Consider the following 17,334-nt stretch of genomic DNA (forward strand, 5'->3'; position numbering starts at 1 on the left):
CACGCTGATGATGCGAGGTTCGTCACACAGCGCCGACCAGGCCGTCAGACACCTTGGCCCAAGGTCAACGGCTGCGCCCGCCGGTATTGATCGAGGACCTCCGGCGTCGGCGCCGCGGTGTAGGTCGTGGTGTCCCCGGCGGTCCAGTCCGGCGGCGCGTCGGCCCGCGTCAGCGTCCACGCCGCCTGTCGCGCGGCCCCGAGGGTCACATACTCGCCAGGGGTCGGCACCGCGACGGGCCGGCCGAAGATCGCCGGTGCGATCTCCCTAATTGCCTTGGAGCGGGCGCCGCCGCCGACCAGGATGATCCGTTCGGCGTCGACGCCATGGGCCGAGATCTTGTCGAGGCAATAAGCCAGGGAGCAGAGCAGTCCTTCGACGCCGGCCCTGGCGATGTTGGCCGATGTCAGATTGCGCGCCGTCATGCCGTGCAGTGCCCCAGTGGCGTTCGGCAGGTTCGGCGAGCGCTCGCCTTCCAGATACGGCACCAGCGTGAGTCCTTCAGCGCCCGCGGGGGCGGACAACGCCAGCCGGTCCAGTTCGTCGAAATCCACGCCGAGCATCGCGGCCACCGCCGCGAGCACCGGCGCCCCGTTGAGCGTGCAGACCAGCGGCAGCTGGCGACCGGTGGCATCGGCGAAACCGGCGACGATGCCCTCGGGGTCGTGGGGTGCGGTGTGCCCGACGGCGCTGACCACACCGGAGGTGCCGAGCGAGACGATGCAGTCACCCGGTTGCGCGCCGAGTCCCAGTGCCGCGGCGGCGTTGTCACCGGCGCCGGGGCCGAGCGTTGCGCCGTTGGCGGTCTGGCCCGCGGAGCCGGACGGGCCGAGCACCGTCGGCAGCTGCGGTCTGCGGCCGCGCATCGCCAGCTCGAGCAGGTCGAACTGATAGGCACCCGACTCGGCGGAGAAGTAGCCGGTGCCGCTGGCGTCGCTGCGGTCGGTGTGCAGCGTTCCGATGTCGATCGAGCCGCTCAGCCGCCATGTCAGCCAGTCGTGCGGAAGGCACACCGCGGCGGTGGCGGCCGCATGCTCGGCTTCATGGTCGGCAAGCCAGCGCAGCTTTGCCGCGGTGATCGCGGCGACGGGCACCACGCCGATCCGCTTCGCCCATTCCGCGGCACCGCCGAGGTCGTCGACCAGATCGGCGGCGGCCTCACTGGAGCGAGTGTCGTTCCACAGCAACGCGTCTCGGATCACGTCGCCGCTCTCGTCCAGACACACCATGCCGTGCTGCTGGGCGCCGACCGAGACGGCGGCTACGTCGTCGAGCCCCCCTGCGCCTTCCACGGCGCTCTGCAGGGCGGTCCACCAATGCCTCGGGTCGACCTCGGTGCCGTCGGGGTGCGGCGCGGTTCCCGATCGCTCGATCGCCCCAGTGTCTGCGTCGCAGACCAGAACCTTGCACGACTGAGTGGACGAATCGATACCGGCGACGAGGGTCACGCATGCGAAGTTACCCGCTCGGCGTGGAAACCGTCGATCGGCCATGTGCCGCGTGGTTCTGCGAGAATTGCCGAGTGGACATCGAGCATCCCGAAACGCCAGGGCGATGGGATGTACACCGCAACGAGACGGAAGCTCAACGCCTGGACCGCAATTGGGCAAGCTTGTTGCAAGAGTTGCGGGTCACCCAGACCGGGGTTCAGCTGCTCACCGGCTTCCTTCTGATGCTGCCGTTCCAAGAGCGCTTCGCGGAACTCGACGACCAGATGCGGCTGGTCTACCTTGCCACGGTCATGTGCTCGATCGGCTCGACCCTTCTGCTTCTCGCGCCGGTCGGCATGCACCGCGTGCTTTTCCGCAGGCGCCGGCTCGACGCGATCGTGGCGACCTCACATTTGTGGGCGATCGCCGGTCTGGCTTTGCTCGGTCTGGCGCTGTCCGGGGTCGGTGTCGTCATCTTCGATGCGGTGATCGGTAGAACCGCTGCGTGGATCGCGGGAGGCTGCATACTCACCGCGTTCGTTTCCTTTTGGTTCCTTCTCCCGCTGCCCTTTCGACGTCACCGGCCCAAGACTTACTAAGACCCACTCGCCACTGTTTGTGAAGCGGTGGCCGCGGGAACCCCCGGTCCATGTTGATCCGACGAATCGCGCGTCCGCTCCTGTCAGTTGCATTCATCGGGCAGGGCGTGGACGCCCTGCGGAATCCGAAACCCGCCGCCGACGTGGCGCGCCCGGCCCTGGAGGGCATGCGTCAGCTGCCCGACCCGATCGGACCGAACGTGCCGGCCGACGCCGAGACGTTCGCGCGCATCAACGCCGCCGTGCAGATCGGCGGCGGCCTGTTGCTCGCTACCGGCAAGATGCCTCGACTGGCTTCGGCGGCACTGGCATTCACCGTCATACCGGGCAGCCTGAGCGGGCACATGTTCTGGAACGAGACCGACCCGGAGCGCAAGGCCGACCAACGCCGCGCGTTCATGACCGACCTCAGCCTGCTCGGCGGGCTGGTGATCGCCGCAGTCGACACCGAGGGCAAGCCCTCACTGGGCTGGCGTGGTCGTCGCGCAGCGCGCAAGGTCTCCGGGGCGGTGACCGCTGCGTTGCCGGTTGGCGCCGCATCCGGCGCGGCATCGGGCGGAGCGCTGGCCGACAGTGCGTTCGCCGAGAAGGTGGGGCATGGGCTGCAGGTGGCGAAGGAGCGCGGAGCCGAGCTTGCGGCGGCGACCAAAGTGCACGGAGCCGAGCTTGCGGCGGCGACCAAAGTGCACGGAGCCGAGCTTGCGGAACTCGCCCGTGAGCGGGGACCCGAGTTCGCCGAAGTCGCCCGCGGACGCGCCGCCGAACTCGCCGAACTCGCCCGTGAGCGCGGACCCGAGTTCGCCGAAGTCGCCCGCGGACGCGCCGCTGTGGTGGCCGAGCGCGCCAGGGAACGTGCACCCGAGATCGCCGACGCCGCCCGCGGACGCGCAGCCGAAGTCGCGGATGCGGCTCGCGAGCGAGGGCCGGAACTGGCCACCGTCGCGCGCGGACGCGCAGCCGAATTGGCAGGCACCGCGAAGACACAGACGAAGCACGCGAAGAAGCAGGCCAAAAAGCAGCGTCGGCGCTGGAGCTGAGTCACTCCGCTGCCCCGCTGCCGGACGGTAGATTGGCGCTACCGATCACCAGTGGAGGCTCAGGAGCGATATGACGACCGATCCGACGCCAGGACCGCACGGCAGCGACCCGAGGGGCTATCCCCCGCCGTTTCCCACAAACCTTCAGCCGGCCGGATTGGTGGTTCGCTTCTTCGCCCGGCTGATCGACGGGATCATCGTCGGGATCATCAGCCTGCTGCTGTTCTTCGTCACCGACACGCTGTCCAACTACTGGGTCACCGGCCTCTTCACCGGGCTGCTGACGTTCATCTACTTCGTGGCTTTCGAGACCGCTCAGGGTTGGACGCCCGGCAAGAAGCTGCTCGGTCTGCGCGTGAATGGGCCCGCCGGGGCGCCGAAACCGACGGCCGCGCAGTCGGCGGTCCGCAATGTGTGGACCTTGCTGCCGATCATCCCGTTCATCGGTGGCCTGCTTGGCGTCATCGCCATCCTGGTCATCGCGGTGACCATCAGCGGCAGCTCGACCAAGCAGGGCAAGCACGACGAACTGGCGGGCGGGACCCAGGTGGTCAAGGGCTGACCGCGGCCGTGCGTGCGTCCGGTCAAATCACCAGCCCGAGCAGCAGCACCAGGACGAGACCGACCACCGACAGCACGGTCTCCATGATCGACCAGGACTTGATGGTCTGACCGACGCTCATCCCGAAGTATTCCTTCACCAGCCAGAAGCCGGCGTCGTTCACGTGCGAGAAGAACAGCGAGCCTGCGCCGACCGCCAGCACGATGAGCGAGACCTGCCCGGTGCTCATGCCCTCGGTGAGGCTGAGCATCAACGCCGAGGCGGTGATGGTCGCGACGGTCGCCGAGCCCGTGGCGAGGCGAATCAGCACGGCGAGCACCCAGGCCAGCAGGATTGTCGAAATATTCGCGGCTGTGGCCCATTCCGCGAGTTTCGTGCCGATGCCGGTGTCCACGAGAACCTGTTTGAAACCGCCACCGGCGGCGACGATCAGGATGATGCCCGCAACGGGCGGCAGTGACGTCTCCAGGCACCTGGTGATCTGGTCGCGGGTCATCGACGCGCCGCGACCCAGCGTGAAGATGCCGACGATGACGGCGATCAGCAGCGCCATCAGCGGGCGGCCCAGGATGTCGAAAGTCTGCCGCAGCCAATTGCTTTCGTCTGCGATGAAGATGTCGACGAGGGCCTTGCCCATCATTAGGGCAACGGGCAGCAGAACCGAGAACAGCGTGATGCCGAATGACGGGCGCTGCAGTTGCCGGGTGGCGGTCCGGGTTGCGGCGCCGCCGCCCTCGGCTTCCACCTCACCCGCTGCGGCCCCGACTCCTCCATTGCCGGAGAAGTCATCGGCCGCAAAGCGGTCCGGCACGTCGAGGACGACCCACCGGCCTGCGAGACGCCCGAACAACGGGCCCGCGACGATCACGGTCGGGATCGCAACGGCGACGCCGAGAGCCAGTGTGACGCCAAGGTCCGCGCCGAGCAGGTCGATCGCGGTGAGCGGCCCGGGGTGCGGCGGCACCAGCCCGTGCATGGCCGAAAGGCCTGCGAGAGCGGGGATTCCGACTGTGATGAGCGACAGTTGCGAACGTTTGGCGACCAGGTAGATGACCGGCATCAGCAGCACAAGGCCGATCTCGAAGAACATCGGCAGGCCGATGATCGCCCCCACCAGCGCCATCGCCCACGGCAGGGCCCGCGGCGATGCGTGGCCGACGATGGTGTCGACGATCTCGTCGGCGCCTCCGGAGTCGGCGAGCAGTTTGGCGAACATCGCGCCGAGTGCGATCAGGATGCCCACCCCGGCGGCGGTGCTGCCGAAGCCGTCGCCGAACGACTCAAGGACGTCACCGATGTTGACGCCGGCCACCAGGCCGACGGTCAGGGCGCCGAAGATCAGGGCAAGGAACGGATGCAGCTTGGTGATCGTGATCAACACGACGATCAGCGCGATGCCCGCTAGCGCGGCGAGCACCAACTGCCAGCCGGCGGCGACGGGTTCGGCCAACTCTGGTTCGGCCGCCAAGACGGTGAGTGCCGGGGTCATTTCTTCTCCTGTTCCGTTGCGCCAGAAGCGGATAACTCGACGTAGTCATCGACGATGGCGTCGATGCTTTGATCGACGTCGATGGTGACGCCGCGCTCGTCGGGCTCAAGTGGCTCCAACGTGTCGAACTGCGACGCCAGCAGCGACGGAGGCATGAAGTGGCCGGGGCGGCTGGCCTGGCGACGCGTGATCACCTCCGGCGACCCGGACAGGTGAAGCAGGATCACGTCGGGACAGTGCCTGCGAAGTTGGTCGCGGTACTTGCGCTTGAGCGCCGAGCAGCTCATCACCCCACCGTCGGTGCAATGGGCGGCGAGCCACTCGCCGATGGCTTCCAACCACGGGTAGCGGTCGTCGTCGTTGAGCGGCTGACCGGCGGTCATCTTGTCGATGTTCGCCTGCGGATGGAAGTCATCGGCGTCGGCGAACGGGACCCGAAGACGCTGCGCCAGCGCGGCGCCCACCGTCGACTTCCCGGAGCCGGACACGCCCATGACGACGATTGGTGACCCCATCCACTCCACCTACCCGGTTGTGTGTGACGTCACACAGCGTGCACTAAAAGTCATATTATTGCAAGAGGATCACAAGAAAACTATGTTGATAGCTTCGCTTAGCAAAGCTATGACAGGATGTATGCGTGGCTTCGCCATCAAACGTCGGCGCCGTGCATCGCAACCTGCTGTCCGCATTGGGCACGGGCATTGCGTCCGGGAGGTATGCGCCGGGCGAGGTGGTCACCCTCGAGGGAGTCAGCGCTGAGTACGGCGTCTCCCGCAGCGTCGTGCGCGAAGCGATCCGGGTGCTCGAGTCGATGGGCATGGTCGCGTCCCGCCGCCGGGTCGGCATCACGATTCAGCCGTCCGACAAATGGAACGTCTTCGATCCACTGCTGATCCGCTGGCGGCTGGAATCCGATGACCGCGCGGCGGTCTTGGTGTCGCTGTCGGAACTGCGCCGCGGTTTCGAACCCACCGCCGCGGCGTTGGCGGCCCGCCGCGCCAACCCGCATCAATGCCGGATCATGGCGGCCGCGGTGTCGGACATGGTCGTGCACGGAAGGTCTGGCGACCTGGAGTCTTATCTGCAGGCGGACAAGGTCTTTCATCGCACACTGTTGGAAGCCAGCGGCAATGAGATGTTCCGCGCGCTCAACGACGTGGTGGCCGAGATCCTGACCGGCCGCACGCACCACCACATGATGCCCGCGACACCGAATCCGGCGGCGATCGTGTTGCACGACGAGGTGGCCCGCGCGATCCGGATGCGCGACGAGGCCGCCGCCGAACGCGCCATGCGCGAGATCATCGACGAGGCGGCCGCGGCGGTGGCCGATGAGTTCTCCGCCGACCGCGAGGCCAACTAGCCGCGAGTGTGCAGATCCCGACGGCTGCGCGGCGTGTCGCGTACGACACCGCAATCGCGGCGGCGGGCGGCGCGTACCCGGCCGGGGCCGTCGGTGATACTGGCCTGGTGAGTCGACAACCTCAACTGGCGCGTCGCTTCTATGACCGGTTCGAACCAGTGCACGCGGTGACGTACTTTTCGCCGGAGAGTCGCGCGGCATTCGACGACGTCGGTTACCGCGGATTCTGGATGGGCTACTTCGCCGGCCGGTCCGCGCCGCTGGGCCGGGTCGCGCCCGGAGTCGTCACCGCGCTGTTCTACAACTTCGCCGCGAGCCGGGTCGCCAAGGCGTTGCCCGCCGCGTGGGAAATCGCTTCTCCCGACGCCGCATTGCGCGCCCGCGAGGATTCGGCCGTTGCGGCGCTGCGGCGCTACGGCCTCACCGACGATACGGTGGCCCGGGCCGCCGAACTGGCAGCGAAGGCGGCCCGCTCCGCCCCGGTCGACGGCAGGCCGCTGTTCGCGGCGAACGCGGCACTTTCCTGGCCCACCGAGCCGCTGCCGAAGCTGTGGCACGCCGTCACGCTGCTGCGCGAACAGCGCGGCGATGCGCACGTGGCGGTGCTGGCGGCATCGAACGTGTCGGGGCGCGAAGCCAATGTGTTGCACGCTGCCGCGGGGCGCGTCCCGCCCGAGATGATCATGCGCAGCCGCGATTACGACGACAAGCAGTGGCGCCACTATCAGAATCGGCTGGCCGAGCGCGGACTGCTCGACGGCGACGGCGCTTTGACCGCTGCAGGGCGGGAATTCAAGCAGCACATCGAGAACACCACCGATGCGCTGGCGCTGAGCGCACTCGACGGCCTCGAGGACGCCGAGGTCGAGGAGCTGTTCCGAACGCTCACGCCGATCACCAGGGCGGTTGTCGCGGGCGGTGACATTCCGGCAGCCACCCCCATGGGCTTGAGCCGCGATGACCTCGATGACGACAGCGCGCGGCTGTAGTGCTACGACTTGACGGGGTCGTGTCCCCAGTTCATCAGCGAATAGCGCCACGCGGTGTCGGAGATGTCACCGGAAGGGCGTTGCGCCAGATGTCGTCTCGTGTACCCCACGACCTTGCGCATGTGTGCGTAGTCGCCATCGGACAGCTCTGATTTCTTGGCGTTGAGGATCTTGACGATGTGGCGGCCGCTTTCGTGGCCCGTCGACTCGCCGCCGTCGGACTTCTGACCGACCGAATTCGACTCGTCGCTCGCCAACCACTTCTCCAGTTCAGCGGCGGTCATGTTGACGGCCTCGTGAAAGTCCTTCCACGTGTCGGCGTTGTCATCGGCGGCCATCGGTCATTTCCTCTTCAGCGCTTCGGGCTTGTGCACGGCGTCATTACCACTCTTGTCGCTGCGCACCCGGGATTGTGGCTCGTCCTTCGACGCGCGCACGGTACGGCCTGCGGCCTCGGTGTCGGAGGTGATCTTCTCCTCGACGGAGCCCTCGGCGGTGCTGCCATGGCTCTGCCACGTGACCTTGTCACCCTTCTTGAAGTCACCCGCTTCAAACTCTTTGCTCATGCGGGGCGGGCTACCCCGTAAGCGGGCCTTTGACACCAGCAGATGGTTGTGCACTTTGTAGGAGTTTGCGCAGACGGCTTCTTCCCCGGTTGAGGCGTGAGACGACGGTGCCTTCGCAGCACGCCATGATCTCGGCGATCTCTCGGCACCGGAGTCCCTCGACGTGGTGGTAGTAGATTGCCAACCGGAACTGCTCCGGCAATGCCGCCAACGCGTCGGCGAGTTCGGTGTTCGGCAAGGCGTCGAGCGCATCGAGTTCGGCCGACCGCTGTCCGCGATCTCGAGCGCCGAGTTGCTGGTCGGTGAAGTGGTCGGTGAGGTACTCACTCGGCCGGTGTTGCTCGCGGCGCAGGCCGTTGATGTAGGTGTTGGTCATGATGCGAAACAGCCACGCCCGCATATTGGTTCCGTCGGCGAACGAGTTGAAGCCGATGTAAGCCCGCAGCACGGTTTCCTGCACGAGGTCTTCGGCGTCCACCGCGTTGCGGGTCAATTGGCGGGCCCTGCTGTGGAGTTGACTCATCAGTGGAAGCGCACTGTCGACGAACCGTCTTGCCAGCTCTGTGTCGCATGGTTGCCGGCCATGGCCGGGATGGGATGTCATCTCCCGGCTTTTCGGTTCAACCGAGCGATTCTGTGTTGCGGTGTCACCCGCACCGTGTCGACGCCGGCGCGGTTCACTATCGGCACGGCGCGTCACTCCTCGGCCACGCGCAGGATCGTCTTGCCATGGACGCGCGTGTTAGGAGCGAACGCGGCGGGAGCGTCTTCGAGGGGCAGGACGGCACCGATCACGGGATTGAGCCGTCCGCTGCGTACCCGGGCCGCGAGTTCGACGAGACGGTCGCGATCGGGGTCGACAAGGAAGTAGAGCGCGCGACCGTCACGCGGCTGCTCCTGGGGTGGCTCGGCGATGGTGACGAGTGTTCCGCCGGCACGCACCGACGCGGCCGAGCGGGCGAGGATCTCTCCTCCGATGACGTCGAAGACCAGGTCGACTTCCCCTGCTTCTTCGAGCTTTTGGTTGTCGAGATCGATGAATGTGTGAACGCCGAGCGCGGCCGCCCGATCTCGGTCTGCGGTTCGACCGGTTCCGATGACGCGCGCGCCGACCTCGCGAGCAAGCTGCACTGCGACCGAACCGACCCCACCCGCGACGCCGTGGATGAGGACCGTCTGTCCAGCGGCGAGGTGACCGTGGACGAACAGACCCTGCCAGGCGCTCAATCCGGAGATCGGCAGAGCCGCCGCCACGGTGTGGTCGATGTCGATGGGCAGCGGTGCGAGGTTGCGGGTTTCCACCGCGCAGTATTCGGCAAGCGAGCCGTTGCGCGCCCAGTCTGCGAGCCCGAACACGCGTTGACCCACAGTGAATCCCGTGGTGCCGAAGCCCAATTCGACCACGACGCCGGACAACTCATGGCCAGGCACGCTGGGGGTACGGTCACGACCCGTGCGGTCGGTCCAGGTGTCCGGCCAGTCGAGTTCCCCGCGGGTGAAGCCGGCGGCGTGTACCTTGACGACGACCTCGTTCTCGGCCGGCTGAGGGTCGGGCAGATCCGTGAGCGTCAGACCGGAAACTCCGGCCTCGCGGTCTGAGACGGTGATGGCCTTCATTGCGGGTCCTTCCTGTGTGCGGTGACCAAGGTTGCTCGGCATATCTGAGACGCCGCTTGAGGACCGGATGGCTCTGCTCGCGGCTCGAACCCCTGCTCACTATCTGGACTCACCGGGTGAACAGTCATCACCCATAGGCACATCTCACCCGGGTGATCCGTTGAGATCCGGGCTTTCACTCTTGATGCTGACGACGAAGGACGCATCGGCGGCGACGATCTGGTTGGCCGTGTGCAGCACGGCGCGCACATCGTCGGCCGGAATGACCGCGGCGCCGGAGGCGTCGGCGAAGATGTAGTCGCCGGGGTAGATCCCCACCCCGTCGATCACGACCGGGCGGTTCGCCTCGTAGGGTGTGACGGTGTCGCCGCCCCAGCGGGTGGTCTCTCCACGGCAGTAGACAGCGAGGTCGTACTGTTTGAGTTCGGCGAAATCACGCAGCCGGCCGTCGGCGAGAATACCGGCGAGTCGGTGTTTTTCGGCACGCGCCAGCTTTGTTCCGCCGCCCAGCGACGCCTCGGTGTAGCCATTGCTGGCCAGCACCAACACGTATCCTTCGCCGCCGCCTTCGATGGCCCGGTAGAACAGCTTCTTGAAGTTGTAGCTGTCGGGAGGTAGCGCCGCTGAGCATGACGGAAAATAGCTGATGGTCACCGCGGGTCCGAACAGTCGGCGAGGAGGAGTCGGGCTCACCAGATCAAGCAGATGGCAGCGATGACGGTGCAGCCGCCCCATCGCGTCGACGATGTCGGCAGTGCGCACCCGACTGGCGAGCGACGAAAGGGATTGCATTAGCGGGCCGGTTTGTGAATACGCCAATTCTGGGCGCCGCCCAGGTCGAGCCATACATCGGTGAGGGTCTCCACAAGCCGGGCCAGGACGATGCCGCAGTCCCGGCAGCGCACAACGATTCCCGGGGCACGCTGATAGACATGCCCCTCGGCGAAGGGCGCAACACGGCCGCAACCGGTGCACGTCAGCATCGCGCTCGTGACGTCGAACCCGAGCACATCAGAGAATGCGCCCGCGACGGCGTTACCGTCGACATACGTCGGTTCGCTCATCTGTCTTCTCCTCAATCAACCGCTCGGGCCGAACCGCTCGGTGCGGATGGCCGACGGTGAATGCCCATACTCGATGAGCTTCGCCGCCACTGATTCCACGAACCCCGTTGGGCCACAGATATAAACACGCAGATCCCTGCCGGGAGTCCAGTCCGCCACCTCGAGGTCATCGAGACGGATCCGGCCCGTGATGCGAGGGGTCTGCGGCGGGGCCGCCCGGGTGTACACCAGGTCGATCCGTAGCCAGTCACAATCACGTTCCAGCCGGCTCAACTCGTGCGCGTAGTAGACGTCGGCGGGAGTGCGCACCGAGTAGACGAGCCGAAACTGACTGCTGCCCCGCAGCAGCCGCTGACGGAGCATCGCCATCAAAGGCACAATGCCCGATCCACCCGCGACCAACATGACCCGGGCCTCTTCGGCGGGTCGCCAGACGAACCACCCGCCGATGGGTCCGCGAAGCTCGATCTGTTCGCCGGGTTCCATCTCGGTGAGGTACGGCGAAACCTCCCCGTCGTCGATGCGCTGCACCGTGAGTTCGATGTGCTCGCCGTCGGCCGGTCTGCTCAGCGAGTAGCTGCGCTGCGCGGTGTAACCGTCTTCGGCGGTCAGCTTGAGATCGATGTGTTGGCCGGCCAAGTGGCCGCGCCAGCCCGGCACCGCAAGGTGGATCGAACGCGCAGTCGCGGTCTCCGGCGTGGAGTCGACCACCCGCGCCACCCGCCACGGCAAGCCCGGTGTCAGAGCGGCGTCCACGGGTCAGTCCCCGTCGTAGCGTTGTTCTCGCCATGGGTCGCCGTAGTTGTGATAACCGAAGCGTTCCCAGAAGCCCGGTGTGTCGTTGTGGTGAAGTTCAATACCCCGCACCCACTTCGCGGACTTCCAAAAATACAGGTGCGGGACCAGTAGCCGCGCCGGGCCGCCGTGGGTGGCCGGCAGGGATTGGCCGTCGTAGCCGTATACGATCCAGGCCTTGCCGCCGAGGAGGTCGGCCACCGGGATGTTGGTGGAGTAGTCGCCGTAGGACCGGACGAATGCGAATTCGGCAGTGCTGTCGATCGATTCGAAGAGAGTGTCCAGCGATACGCCCTCCCACACCGTGTCGAGTTTCGACCAGCTGGTGACGCAATGGATGTCGACGGTGATCTTCTGACGGGGTAAGCCCTGTAGCTCGACCCATGTCCAGCTGTGTTGAGCGCCCAACTCGTTCGTGATGGTGAAGCGCCACCTGTCGAGGTCGATTCGCGGAGTCGGCCCCGCCTGGAGGATCGGGAAGTCCTCGGTCAGATGTTGACCGGGTGGCAAGGGACGGGTGGATTCCCTGCGGCGGCTGCGAAAGCCCTTGTTGACGATGCTCATGGGTGCTCCCCTGTCGTGGTGGCTGCTTGCTCGCGAGGCTCTATCCCGTGTTCTCCCGGTTACCGGGGATTGCGGTCGGCGCCGCCGGCGCCACCACCGAGGGCGAGAAGGGGTGAGGCCCGTTCGGATCGAGGCGGGGCGCCTTCTCCGTCGGCTCGGCCGGTGCTCCCGTGCCCGGCGGCGGGGCGCTTGGGGATGCCGTGGGTGGCTCGGTAGTTGTGGTGGTGGTCGTAGTTGTGGTGGAAGTCGACGGCTCGTTGGCCCCGTTGCCGCTGCAGCCGGCTAACGATACCGCCAACCCCGTCAGAAGGGCGGCGGCTGCCACAAGACGCGGAAGATGTTTGTTCTCAGCGGATTTCGTCATGATTTCTCCATTCGGTTCGGCTGCTCACCGCTGAGGTGAGCATGCGAAGTAGGCTGGGCGTCTTGCCCGTCGGATTGACCGTCGCCGCCCTGCAGCAGGCGCCGCGCGGCGCTGTCGATACTTGCCGCGTCGATTCCGGCAGCCGCGAGCAGTTCGGCGGGAGTTCCTGAGCCCGGCATGGTCCGAACAGCCAGGTGTACGAACCGAAGTGGCGGCGTATCGGGACCGCAAATGGCCTCGAGTACTGCCGAGCCGAGTCCGCCTTCGGGATGGTGATCTTCGGCGACGACCAACCGTCCGCCGGTGTCGCGCACGGCGGTAAGCAGCGTGTTCCGGTCGACCGGTTTGATGGAGTACGCATCGATGACGCGGGCCGCGATTCCGCTGCGGCGCAACGAGTCGGCTGCGGCCAGGCATTGGTGGACGGTCACGCCGGCACCGATCAGGGTTACCCGATCGGCGCTGCTGGACTGCAGCGTATGCGAGCCGCCGACGGTGAACGTCGTGGCCGGTTCGTAGAGCACGGGGTACGCGCCGCGGGTGGTCCTCAGATAGCGGATGCCTTCGGCCTCGGCCATCAGATCGACCATCGCGACGGCGCTCGTGCCGTCGCTGGGATACAGCACGGTGGCTCCATGGATGGACCGCATCATCGCCAGGTCCTCCAACGCCATCTGGGAAGGTCCGTCGGCGCCGATTTCCACACCGGCGTGTGACCCGACCAGGCAGATGTCGGCCCGCGAGACGGCGGCCATGCGGATGAAGTCATGGGCGCGGGTGAAGAAGGCGGCGAAGGTCGAAGCGAACGGAATGTAATGCCGGACATGGAGTCCGACCGCGGACGCGACGAGTTGCTGCTCGGCGATGAACATCTCGAAGTAGCGGTCGGGGTGCTCCTGGGCGAACTCTGCAGCGCCGGTGGAGTTGCTGACTTCGCCGTCGAGTGCCACAACCCGGGGGTTGGCCGCACCCAGGGCGACCACTGCGGCGCCGTACGCGGCCCGCGTCGCGACCTTCTCTCCAAGTTTGTAGCGCGGTCGCGGCGGCGCATCGTTCGTCTGGGTGCCACCCGACTCTGGTGACGGACATTGGCGGGGTGCCGGTTTGGGTCCGGTGACGGTCAGACCACCGATATCGCCGAGTTCCGCCAGCGCACGCCGGGCCGTTTCAGGCGGGAAGGCCTTGCCGTGCCAGCCTTCTTGGTCCTCAACCTCGCTGAACCCGCGGCCTTTGATGGTCTTGGCGAGGATAACCGTTGGCTGTGTTGTCTGCCGCGCTGCGGTGAGCGCGCCGTCGATGTCCTCAAGGTGATGGCCGTCGACGGTGATGGCTCGCGCACCGAACGCCTCAACGCGTTTCGTGTATGTGGCCAGATCCCAGCCCAGTTCGGTGGGTCCGCGCTGCCCCAGCCGGTTGACATCGACGATGACGGTGAAGTTCGCCAAGCCGTAGTACCCGGCTTTGTCCAGTGCCTCCCAGACCGACCCCTCGGCCATTTCGCTGTCACCGCACAGCGCCCACACATGAAACGGTGACATGTCGAGGAACTTGCCGGCGAGCGCGACGCCGACGCCATTGGCGATCCCCTGACCCAGCGAGCCACTGGCCACATCCACCCACGGCAGGACCGGCGTCGGGTGACCCTGCAGACGGCAGCCGAACCGGCGGTAGCCGGTCATCAATTCCGTGTCGGTGATGACACCGGCGGCCTTGAACGCGGCGTACAGCAGTGGGGAGGCGTGCCCCTTGGACAGGATGAAGTGATCATTGTCCGGGTGGTCCGGGTGCTCCCAGTCGTACCGCAGATGACGTGTGAGCAGGACGGCCATCAGATCGGCGGCCGACATGCTGGAGGTCGGATGTCCGGAGCCGGCCGCGGTGCTGGCGCGGATTGCGTCGGCGCGCAACTGGGTGGCCAATTGCGCCAACAACGCGATGTCGCTGCGATCACTGAGTTCCATCGACGGAAGGCCTCCTCGAAGGTTGTTGTTGCGCCGTCACACGGGCTCGGGATTCTCGATGGGTGCGTCCGAGATGGGCTTCCGCGCGCAGCCGCGCGACCATGTGTGGATAGTGCAGCTCGAATGCCGGCCGCTCCGAACGGATCCGGGGCAGCTCGGTGAAGTTGTGCCGCGGCGGCGGGCAGCTGGTCGCCCACTCCAGCGAGTTGCCGTAACCCCACGGATCGTCGACAGCCACCGGCTCGCCGTACCGCCAACTCTTGAAGACGTTCCAAATGAAAGGCAGAACCGAAACGCCGAGGATGAACGAGCCGATGGTAGAGACTACGTTCAGGGTGGTGAATCCGTCGGTGGGCAGATAGTCGGCATACCGGCGCGGCATGCCTTGCGCACCGAGCCAGTGTTGGACCAGAAATGTGGTATGAAACCCGATCAGTGTCAACCAGAAGTGCAGCTTGCCCAACCGGTCATCCAATAACCGCCCCGTCATCTTCGGGAACCAGAAGTACACCCCGCCATACGTGGCGAACACGATCGTGCCGAACAGAACGTAGTGGAAGTGCGCGACAACGAAATACGAGTCGGTCACGTGAAAGTCGATGGGCGGGCTTGCGAGCATCACCCCGGTGAGTCCGCCGAGCAGGAATGTCACAAGGAAGCCGACAGAGAACAGCATCGGCGATTCGAAGGTCAACTGTCCCTTCCACATTGTGCCGATCCAGTTGACGAATTTGATCCCGGTGGGCACCGCGATCAGGAACGTCATGAAGGAGAAGAAGGGCAGCAGCACCGCGCCGGTGGCATACAGGTGGTGTGCCCACACTGCAATCGACAGCGCCCCGATGGAGATGGTGGCATAGATCAGCGTGGTGTAGCCGAAAATCGGTTTACGCGAGAACACGGGGATGATCTCGGTGACGATGCCGAAGAACGGCAACGCGATGATGTAGACCTCGGGATGGCCGAAGAACCAGAACAGGTGCTCCCACAGCAGGGTCCCGCCGTTGGCAGGGTCGAAGATATGTGCGCCCAGGTGGCGGTCGGCGGCGAGGCCGAACAGCGCCGAGGTCAACAACGGGAATGCCACGAGCACCATCACGCTGGTGACGAGAATGTTCCAGGTGAAGATCGGCATCCGGAACATGGTCATGCCCGGGGCACGCATGCAGACCACCGTGGTGATCATGTTGACCGCGCCCAGAATCGTGCCGAGGCCGCCGACGATCAATCCGAGGATCCACAGATCGCCGCCGGGACCAGGCGAATGCATTGCGTTGGACAGGGGCGTGTAGGCGGTCCACCCGAAGTCGGCAGGTCCGCCGGGGGCAGCGAAGCCGCCCAGTGCGATCAGCGCCCCAAACAAGAACAGCCAGTACGACAGCGCGTTCAGCCGCGGGAAGGCCACGTCGGGGGCTCCGATCTGCAGTGGCAGCACCAGGTTGGCGAACCCGAAGACGATGGGTGTGGCGTAGAGCAGCAGCATCACCGTGCCGTGCATGGTGAACAACTGGTTGTACTGCTCGTTGCTCAGGAACTGCAGCCCGGGCATCGCCAACTCGGTGCGGATCAACAGCGCCATCAATCCGCCCACGAAGAAGAAGACGAAACACGTGACCACGTACATCATCCCGATCAACTTGTGGTCGGTCGTCGTCACCAACTTGTAGAACAGCGTTCCCTTGGGGCCGAGTCGTTCCGGAGAAGGCCTGCGCGCCTCGAGTTCTCCTACCGACAAAGCGTGTGTCGTCAACGGTCCGGCGCTCCTCTACCCGCCGCACCTTCGACGGTTTTCGCCGAGGTCGAGTAGGCGTCGAGCAGTTGGTGCCAGGAATCTGCGAATCTGGCCACCCCATCACGTTCGAGTACCGCGAAGACATCGGCCAGATCGACGCCCGCCGCGCCGACCTCGTCGAGTACCGTGCGCGCCTGCTCGACCGTGCCGGTTATCGCGTCGCCAACGATGACGCCGTGGTCGGCCAGAGATTCGAGGGTGTGCTCAGGAATCGTGCTCACGGTGTGTGGTGCGACCAGCTCGGTGACGTACTGGGTGTCGGGATAGGCGGGGTTTTTCACGCCGGTGGATGCCCACAGCGGCCGCTGCACGCGACCTCCGACGTTGCTGAGTGCGGCATAACGGGTTCCGCCTTCGAACACCTCCTGGTAAGCCGCGTACGCCAGGCGCGCATTGGCGATCGCCGCCTGTCCGCGCAGAGCCGTGGCGGTGTCGGTACCGATGGCTTCCAGCCGCTGATCGACTTCGGTGTCTACGCGGGAGACGAACAACGATGCCACCGAGTGGATTTCGGACAGGTCTCGGCCGGCCTGGTGCGCAGCTTCCAACCCGGTCAGGTAGGCGTCCATCACCTGGCGGTGACGCTCTGCGGAGAAGATCAGTGTTACGTTGACCGAAATGCCCTGTCCCACAGTGCCGGTGATCGCCGACAGTCCAGCCCTCGTGGCGGGAATCTTGATGAAGAGGTTGGGCCGGTCGACGATCTTCCACAGCTCAAGGGCTTGATTGACGGTCGCCTCGGTGTCGTAGGCCAGCCGCGGATCGACCTCGATCGACACCCGACCGTCAACGCCGTCGGAGGCTGCCCACTGCGGGCGCAGGACGTCGCAGGCCGTCCGGACGTCGTCGGTGACGATGGTCCGGATCGCCGAGTCGGCGTCGGCGCCGCTTGCGGCCAAGGCGGCAAGCTGCTGCGTGTAAGCGTCGCTGTGCGAGATCGCGTGTTGAAAGATCGAAGGGTTGGTCGTGACTCCCACGACGCTTCTGGTATCGATCAACCGCTGCAGGTTGCCGGATATCAGGCGGTCCCGGGACAGGTCATCCAGCCAAACCGAAACCCCCGCGGCTGACAGCGCGCTCAGAACAGAGTTCTGCGTCATCTCGCAGTTGCCTTGGATTGACGTCGGCGCGTAGACCCG

19 protein-coding genes are annotated in these 17,334 nt (G+C 65.9%); 5 read left to right on the forward strand and 14 right to left on the reverse strand.

Going from position 1 to position 17,334, the window contains the following annotated elements; genetic code table 11:
• Positions 1 to 44 precede the first annotated feature (44 nt).
• On the reverse strand, positions 45 to 1,448 hold the full coding sequence (gene xylB / locus CQY20_RS15105; RefSeq protein WP_163701524.1) for a xylulokinase: 1,404 nt from the start codon (positions 1,446 to 1,448) through the stop codon (positions 45 to 47).
• A gap of 74 nt (positions 1,449 to 1,522) precedes the next feature.
• Here xylB and CQY20_RS15110 point away from each other — a divergent pair, with 74 nt between their 5' ends.
• The 3 genes from CQY20_RS15110 (at position 1,523) to CQY20_RS15120 (ending at position 3,628) form a co-directional block, all read left to right on the forward strand.
• Positions 1,523 to 2,029 (forward strand): DUF6328 family protein, encoded by a 507-nt coding sequence (locus CQY20_RS15110; protein WP_097940889.1) that lies wholly within the window; start codon positions 1,523 to 1,525, stop codon positions 2,027 to 2,029.
• Positions 2,030 to 2,079: 50 nt separating this feature from the next.
• A complete protein-coding gene (locus CQY20_RS15115; protein WP_097940890.1) occupies positions 2,080 to 3,066 on the forward strand; it encodes a DoxX family protein in 987 nt (328 codons plus the stop codon).
• Positions 3,067 to 3,136: 70 nt separating this feature from the next.
• Positions 3,137 to 3,628, forward strand: coding sequence for an RDD family protein (locus CQY20_RS15120; RefSeq protein ID WP_097940891.1), 492 nt, complete (start codon positions 3,137 to 3,139; stop codon positions 3,626 to 3,628).
• Positions 3,629 to 3,650: 22 nt separating this feature from the next.
• Here the strand turns inward: CQY20_RS15120 and CQY20_RS15125 are convergent, their stop codons facing one another.
• Together CQY20_RS15125 and CQY20_RS15130 are read right to left on the reverse strand one after the other, a co-directional pair.
• The gene (locus CQY20_RS15125) at positions 3,651 to 5,117 is read right to left on the reverse strand and encodes a GntP family permease (protein WP_097940892.1); all 1,467 of its coding nucleotides are present in this window, start codon (positions 5,115 to 5,117) and stop codon (positions 3,651 to 3,653) included.
• The gene (locus tag CQY20_RS15130; protein WP_097940927.1) at positions 5,114 to 5,632 is read right to left on the reverse strand and encodes a gluconokinase; all 519 of its coding nucleotides are present in this window, start codon (positions 5,630 to 5,632) and stop codon (positions 5,114 to 5,116) included. The genes CQY20_RS15125 and CQY20_RS15130 overlap by 4 nt, the downstream gene beginning before the upstream one ends.
• A gap of 125 nt (positions 5,633 to 5,757) precedes the next feature.
• On the opposite strand from CQY20_RS15130, the gene CQY20_RS15135 reads away from it, so the two are divergent.
• On the forward strand, positions 5,758 to 6,483 hold the full coding sequence (locus CQY20_RS15135) for a FadR/GntR family transcriptional regulator (RefSeq protein ID WP_097940893.1): 726 nt from the start codon (positions 5,758 to 5,760) through the stop codon (positions 6,481 to 6,483).
• Between the two features lie 107 nt (positions 6,484 to 6,590).
• Positions 6,591 to 7,472 (forward strand): SCO6745 family protein, encoded by an 882-nt coding sequence (locus CQY20_RS15140; protein WP_097940928.1) that lies wholly within the window; start codon positions 6,591 to 6,593, stop codon positions 7,470 to 7,472.
• Between the two features lie 2 nt (positions 7,473 to 7,474).
• Here the strand turns inward: CQY20_RS15140 and CQY20_RS15145 are convergent, their stop codons facing one another.
• From CQY20_RS15145 to tal, 11 genes are all read right to left on the reverse strand, one after another.
• A complete protein-coding gene (locus CQY20_RS15145) occupies positions 7,475 to 7,810 on the reverse strand; it encodes a DUF3140 domain-containing protein (RefSeq protein ID WP_097940894.1) in 336 nt (111 codons plus the stop codon).
• 3 nt (positions 7,811 to 7,813) lie between these two features.
• Complete coding sequence (locus CQY20_RS15150; RefSeq protein WP_097940895.1) at positions 7,814 to 8,038, reverse strand: hypervirulence associated TUDOR domain-containing protein; 225 nt, start codon at positions 8,036 to 8,038, stop codon at positions 7,814 to 7,816.
• Between the two features lie 10 nt (positions 8,039 to 8,048).
• Positions 8,049 to 8,561 (reverse strand): sigma-70 family RNA polymerase sigma factor, encoded by a 513-nt coding sequence (locus CQY20_RS15155; protein ID WP_234816253.1) that lies wholly within the window; start codon positions 8,559 to 8,561, stop codon positions 8,049 to 8,051.
• A 173-nt stretch (positions 8,562 to 8,734) separates the two neighbouring features.
• Positions 8,735 to 9,655 carry an NADP-dependent oxidoreductase gene (locus CQY20_RS15160; RefSeq protein WP_097940897.1) on the reverse strand — a complete coding sequence of 307 codons (921 nt, stop codon included), beginning with the start codon at positions 9,653 to 9,655 and terminating at the stop codon, positions 8,735 to 8,737.
• A gap of 144 nt (positions 9,656 to 9,799) precedes the next feature.
• Complete coding sequence (locus CQY20_RS15165; protein WP_234816254.1) at positions 9,800 to 10,417, reverse strand: RraA family protein; 618 nt, start codon at positions 10,415 to 10,417, stop codon at positions 9,800 to 9,802.
• A gap of 29 nt (positions 10,418 to 10,446) precedes the next feature.
• Positions 10,447 to 10,719 (reverse strand): DUF6510 family protein, encoded by a 273-nt coding sequence (locus tag CQY20_RS15170; RefSeq protein ID WP_097940899.1) that lies wholly within the window; start codon positions 10,717 to 10,719, stop codon positions 10,447 to 10,449.
• A 15-nt stretch (positions 10,720 to 10,734) separates the two neighbouring features.
• Positions 10,735 to 11,475, reverse strand: a complete 741-nt coding sequence (locus tag CQY20_RS15175) for a ferredoxin reductase (protein ID WP_097940900.1) — start codon at positions 11,473 to 11,475, stop codon at positions 10,735 to 10,737.
• A gap of 3 nt (positions 11,476 to 11,478) precedes the next feature.
• Positions 11,479 to 12,078 carry a sulfite oxidase-like oxidoreductase gene (locus tag CQY20_RS15180; protein WP_097940901.1) on the reverse strand — a complete coding sequence of 200 codons (600 nt, stop codon included), beginning with the start codon at positions 12,076 to 12,078 and terminating at the stop codon, positions 11,479 to 11,481.
• A 360-nt stretch (positions 12,079 to 12,438) separates the two neighbouring features.
• Positions 12,439 to 14,403 carry a transketolase gene (locus CQY20_RS15190; protein ID WP_097940903.1) on the reverse strand — a complete coding sequence of 655 codons (1,965 nt, stop codon included), beginning with the start codon at positions 14,401 to 14,403 and terminating at the stop codon, positions 12,439 to 12,441.
• Positions 14,390 to 16,153 (reverse strand): aa3-type cytochrome oxidase subunit I, encoded by a 1,764-nt coding sequence (gene ctaD / locus CQY20_RS15195; RefSeq protein WP_234816255.1) that lies wholly within the window; start codon positions 16,151 to 16,153, stop codon positions 14,390 to 14,392. The genes CQY20_RS15190 and ctaD overlap by 14 nt, the downstream gene beginning before the upstream one ends.
• Positions 16,150 to 17,295, reverse strand: coding sequence for a transaldolase (gene tal / locus CQY20_RS15200; protein WP_097940904.1), 1,146 nt, complete (start codon positions 17,293 to 17,295; stop codon positions 16,150 to 16,152). The genes ctaD and tal overlap by 4 nt, the downstream gene beginning before the upstream one ends.
• Between the last annotated feature and the right edge of the window lie 39 nt (positions 17,296 to 17,334).

The sequence above is a fragment of the Mycolicibacterium agri genome (genome assembly GCF_002553505.1).
GTDB lineage: Bacteria > Actinomycetota > Actinomycetes > Mycobacteriales > Mycobacteriaceae > Mycobacterium > Mycobacterium agri.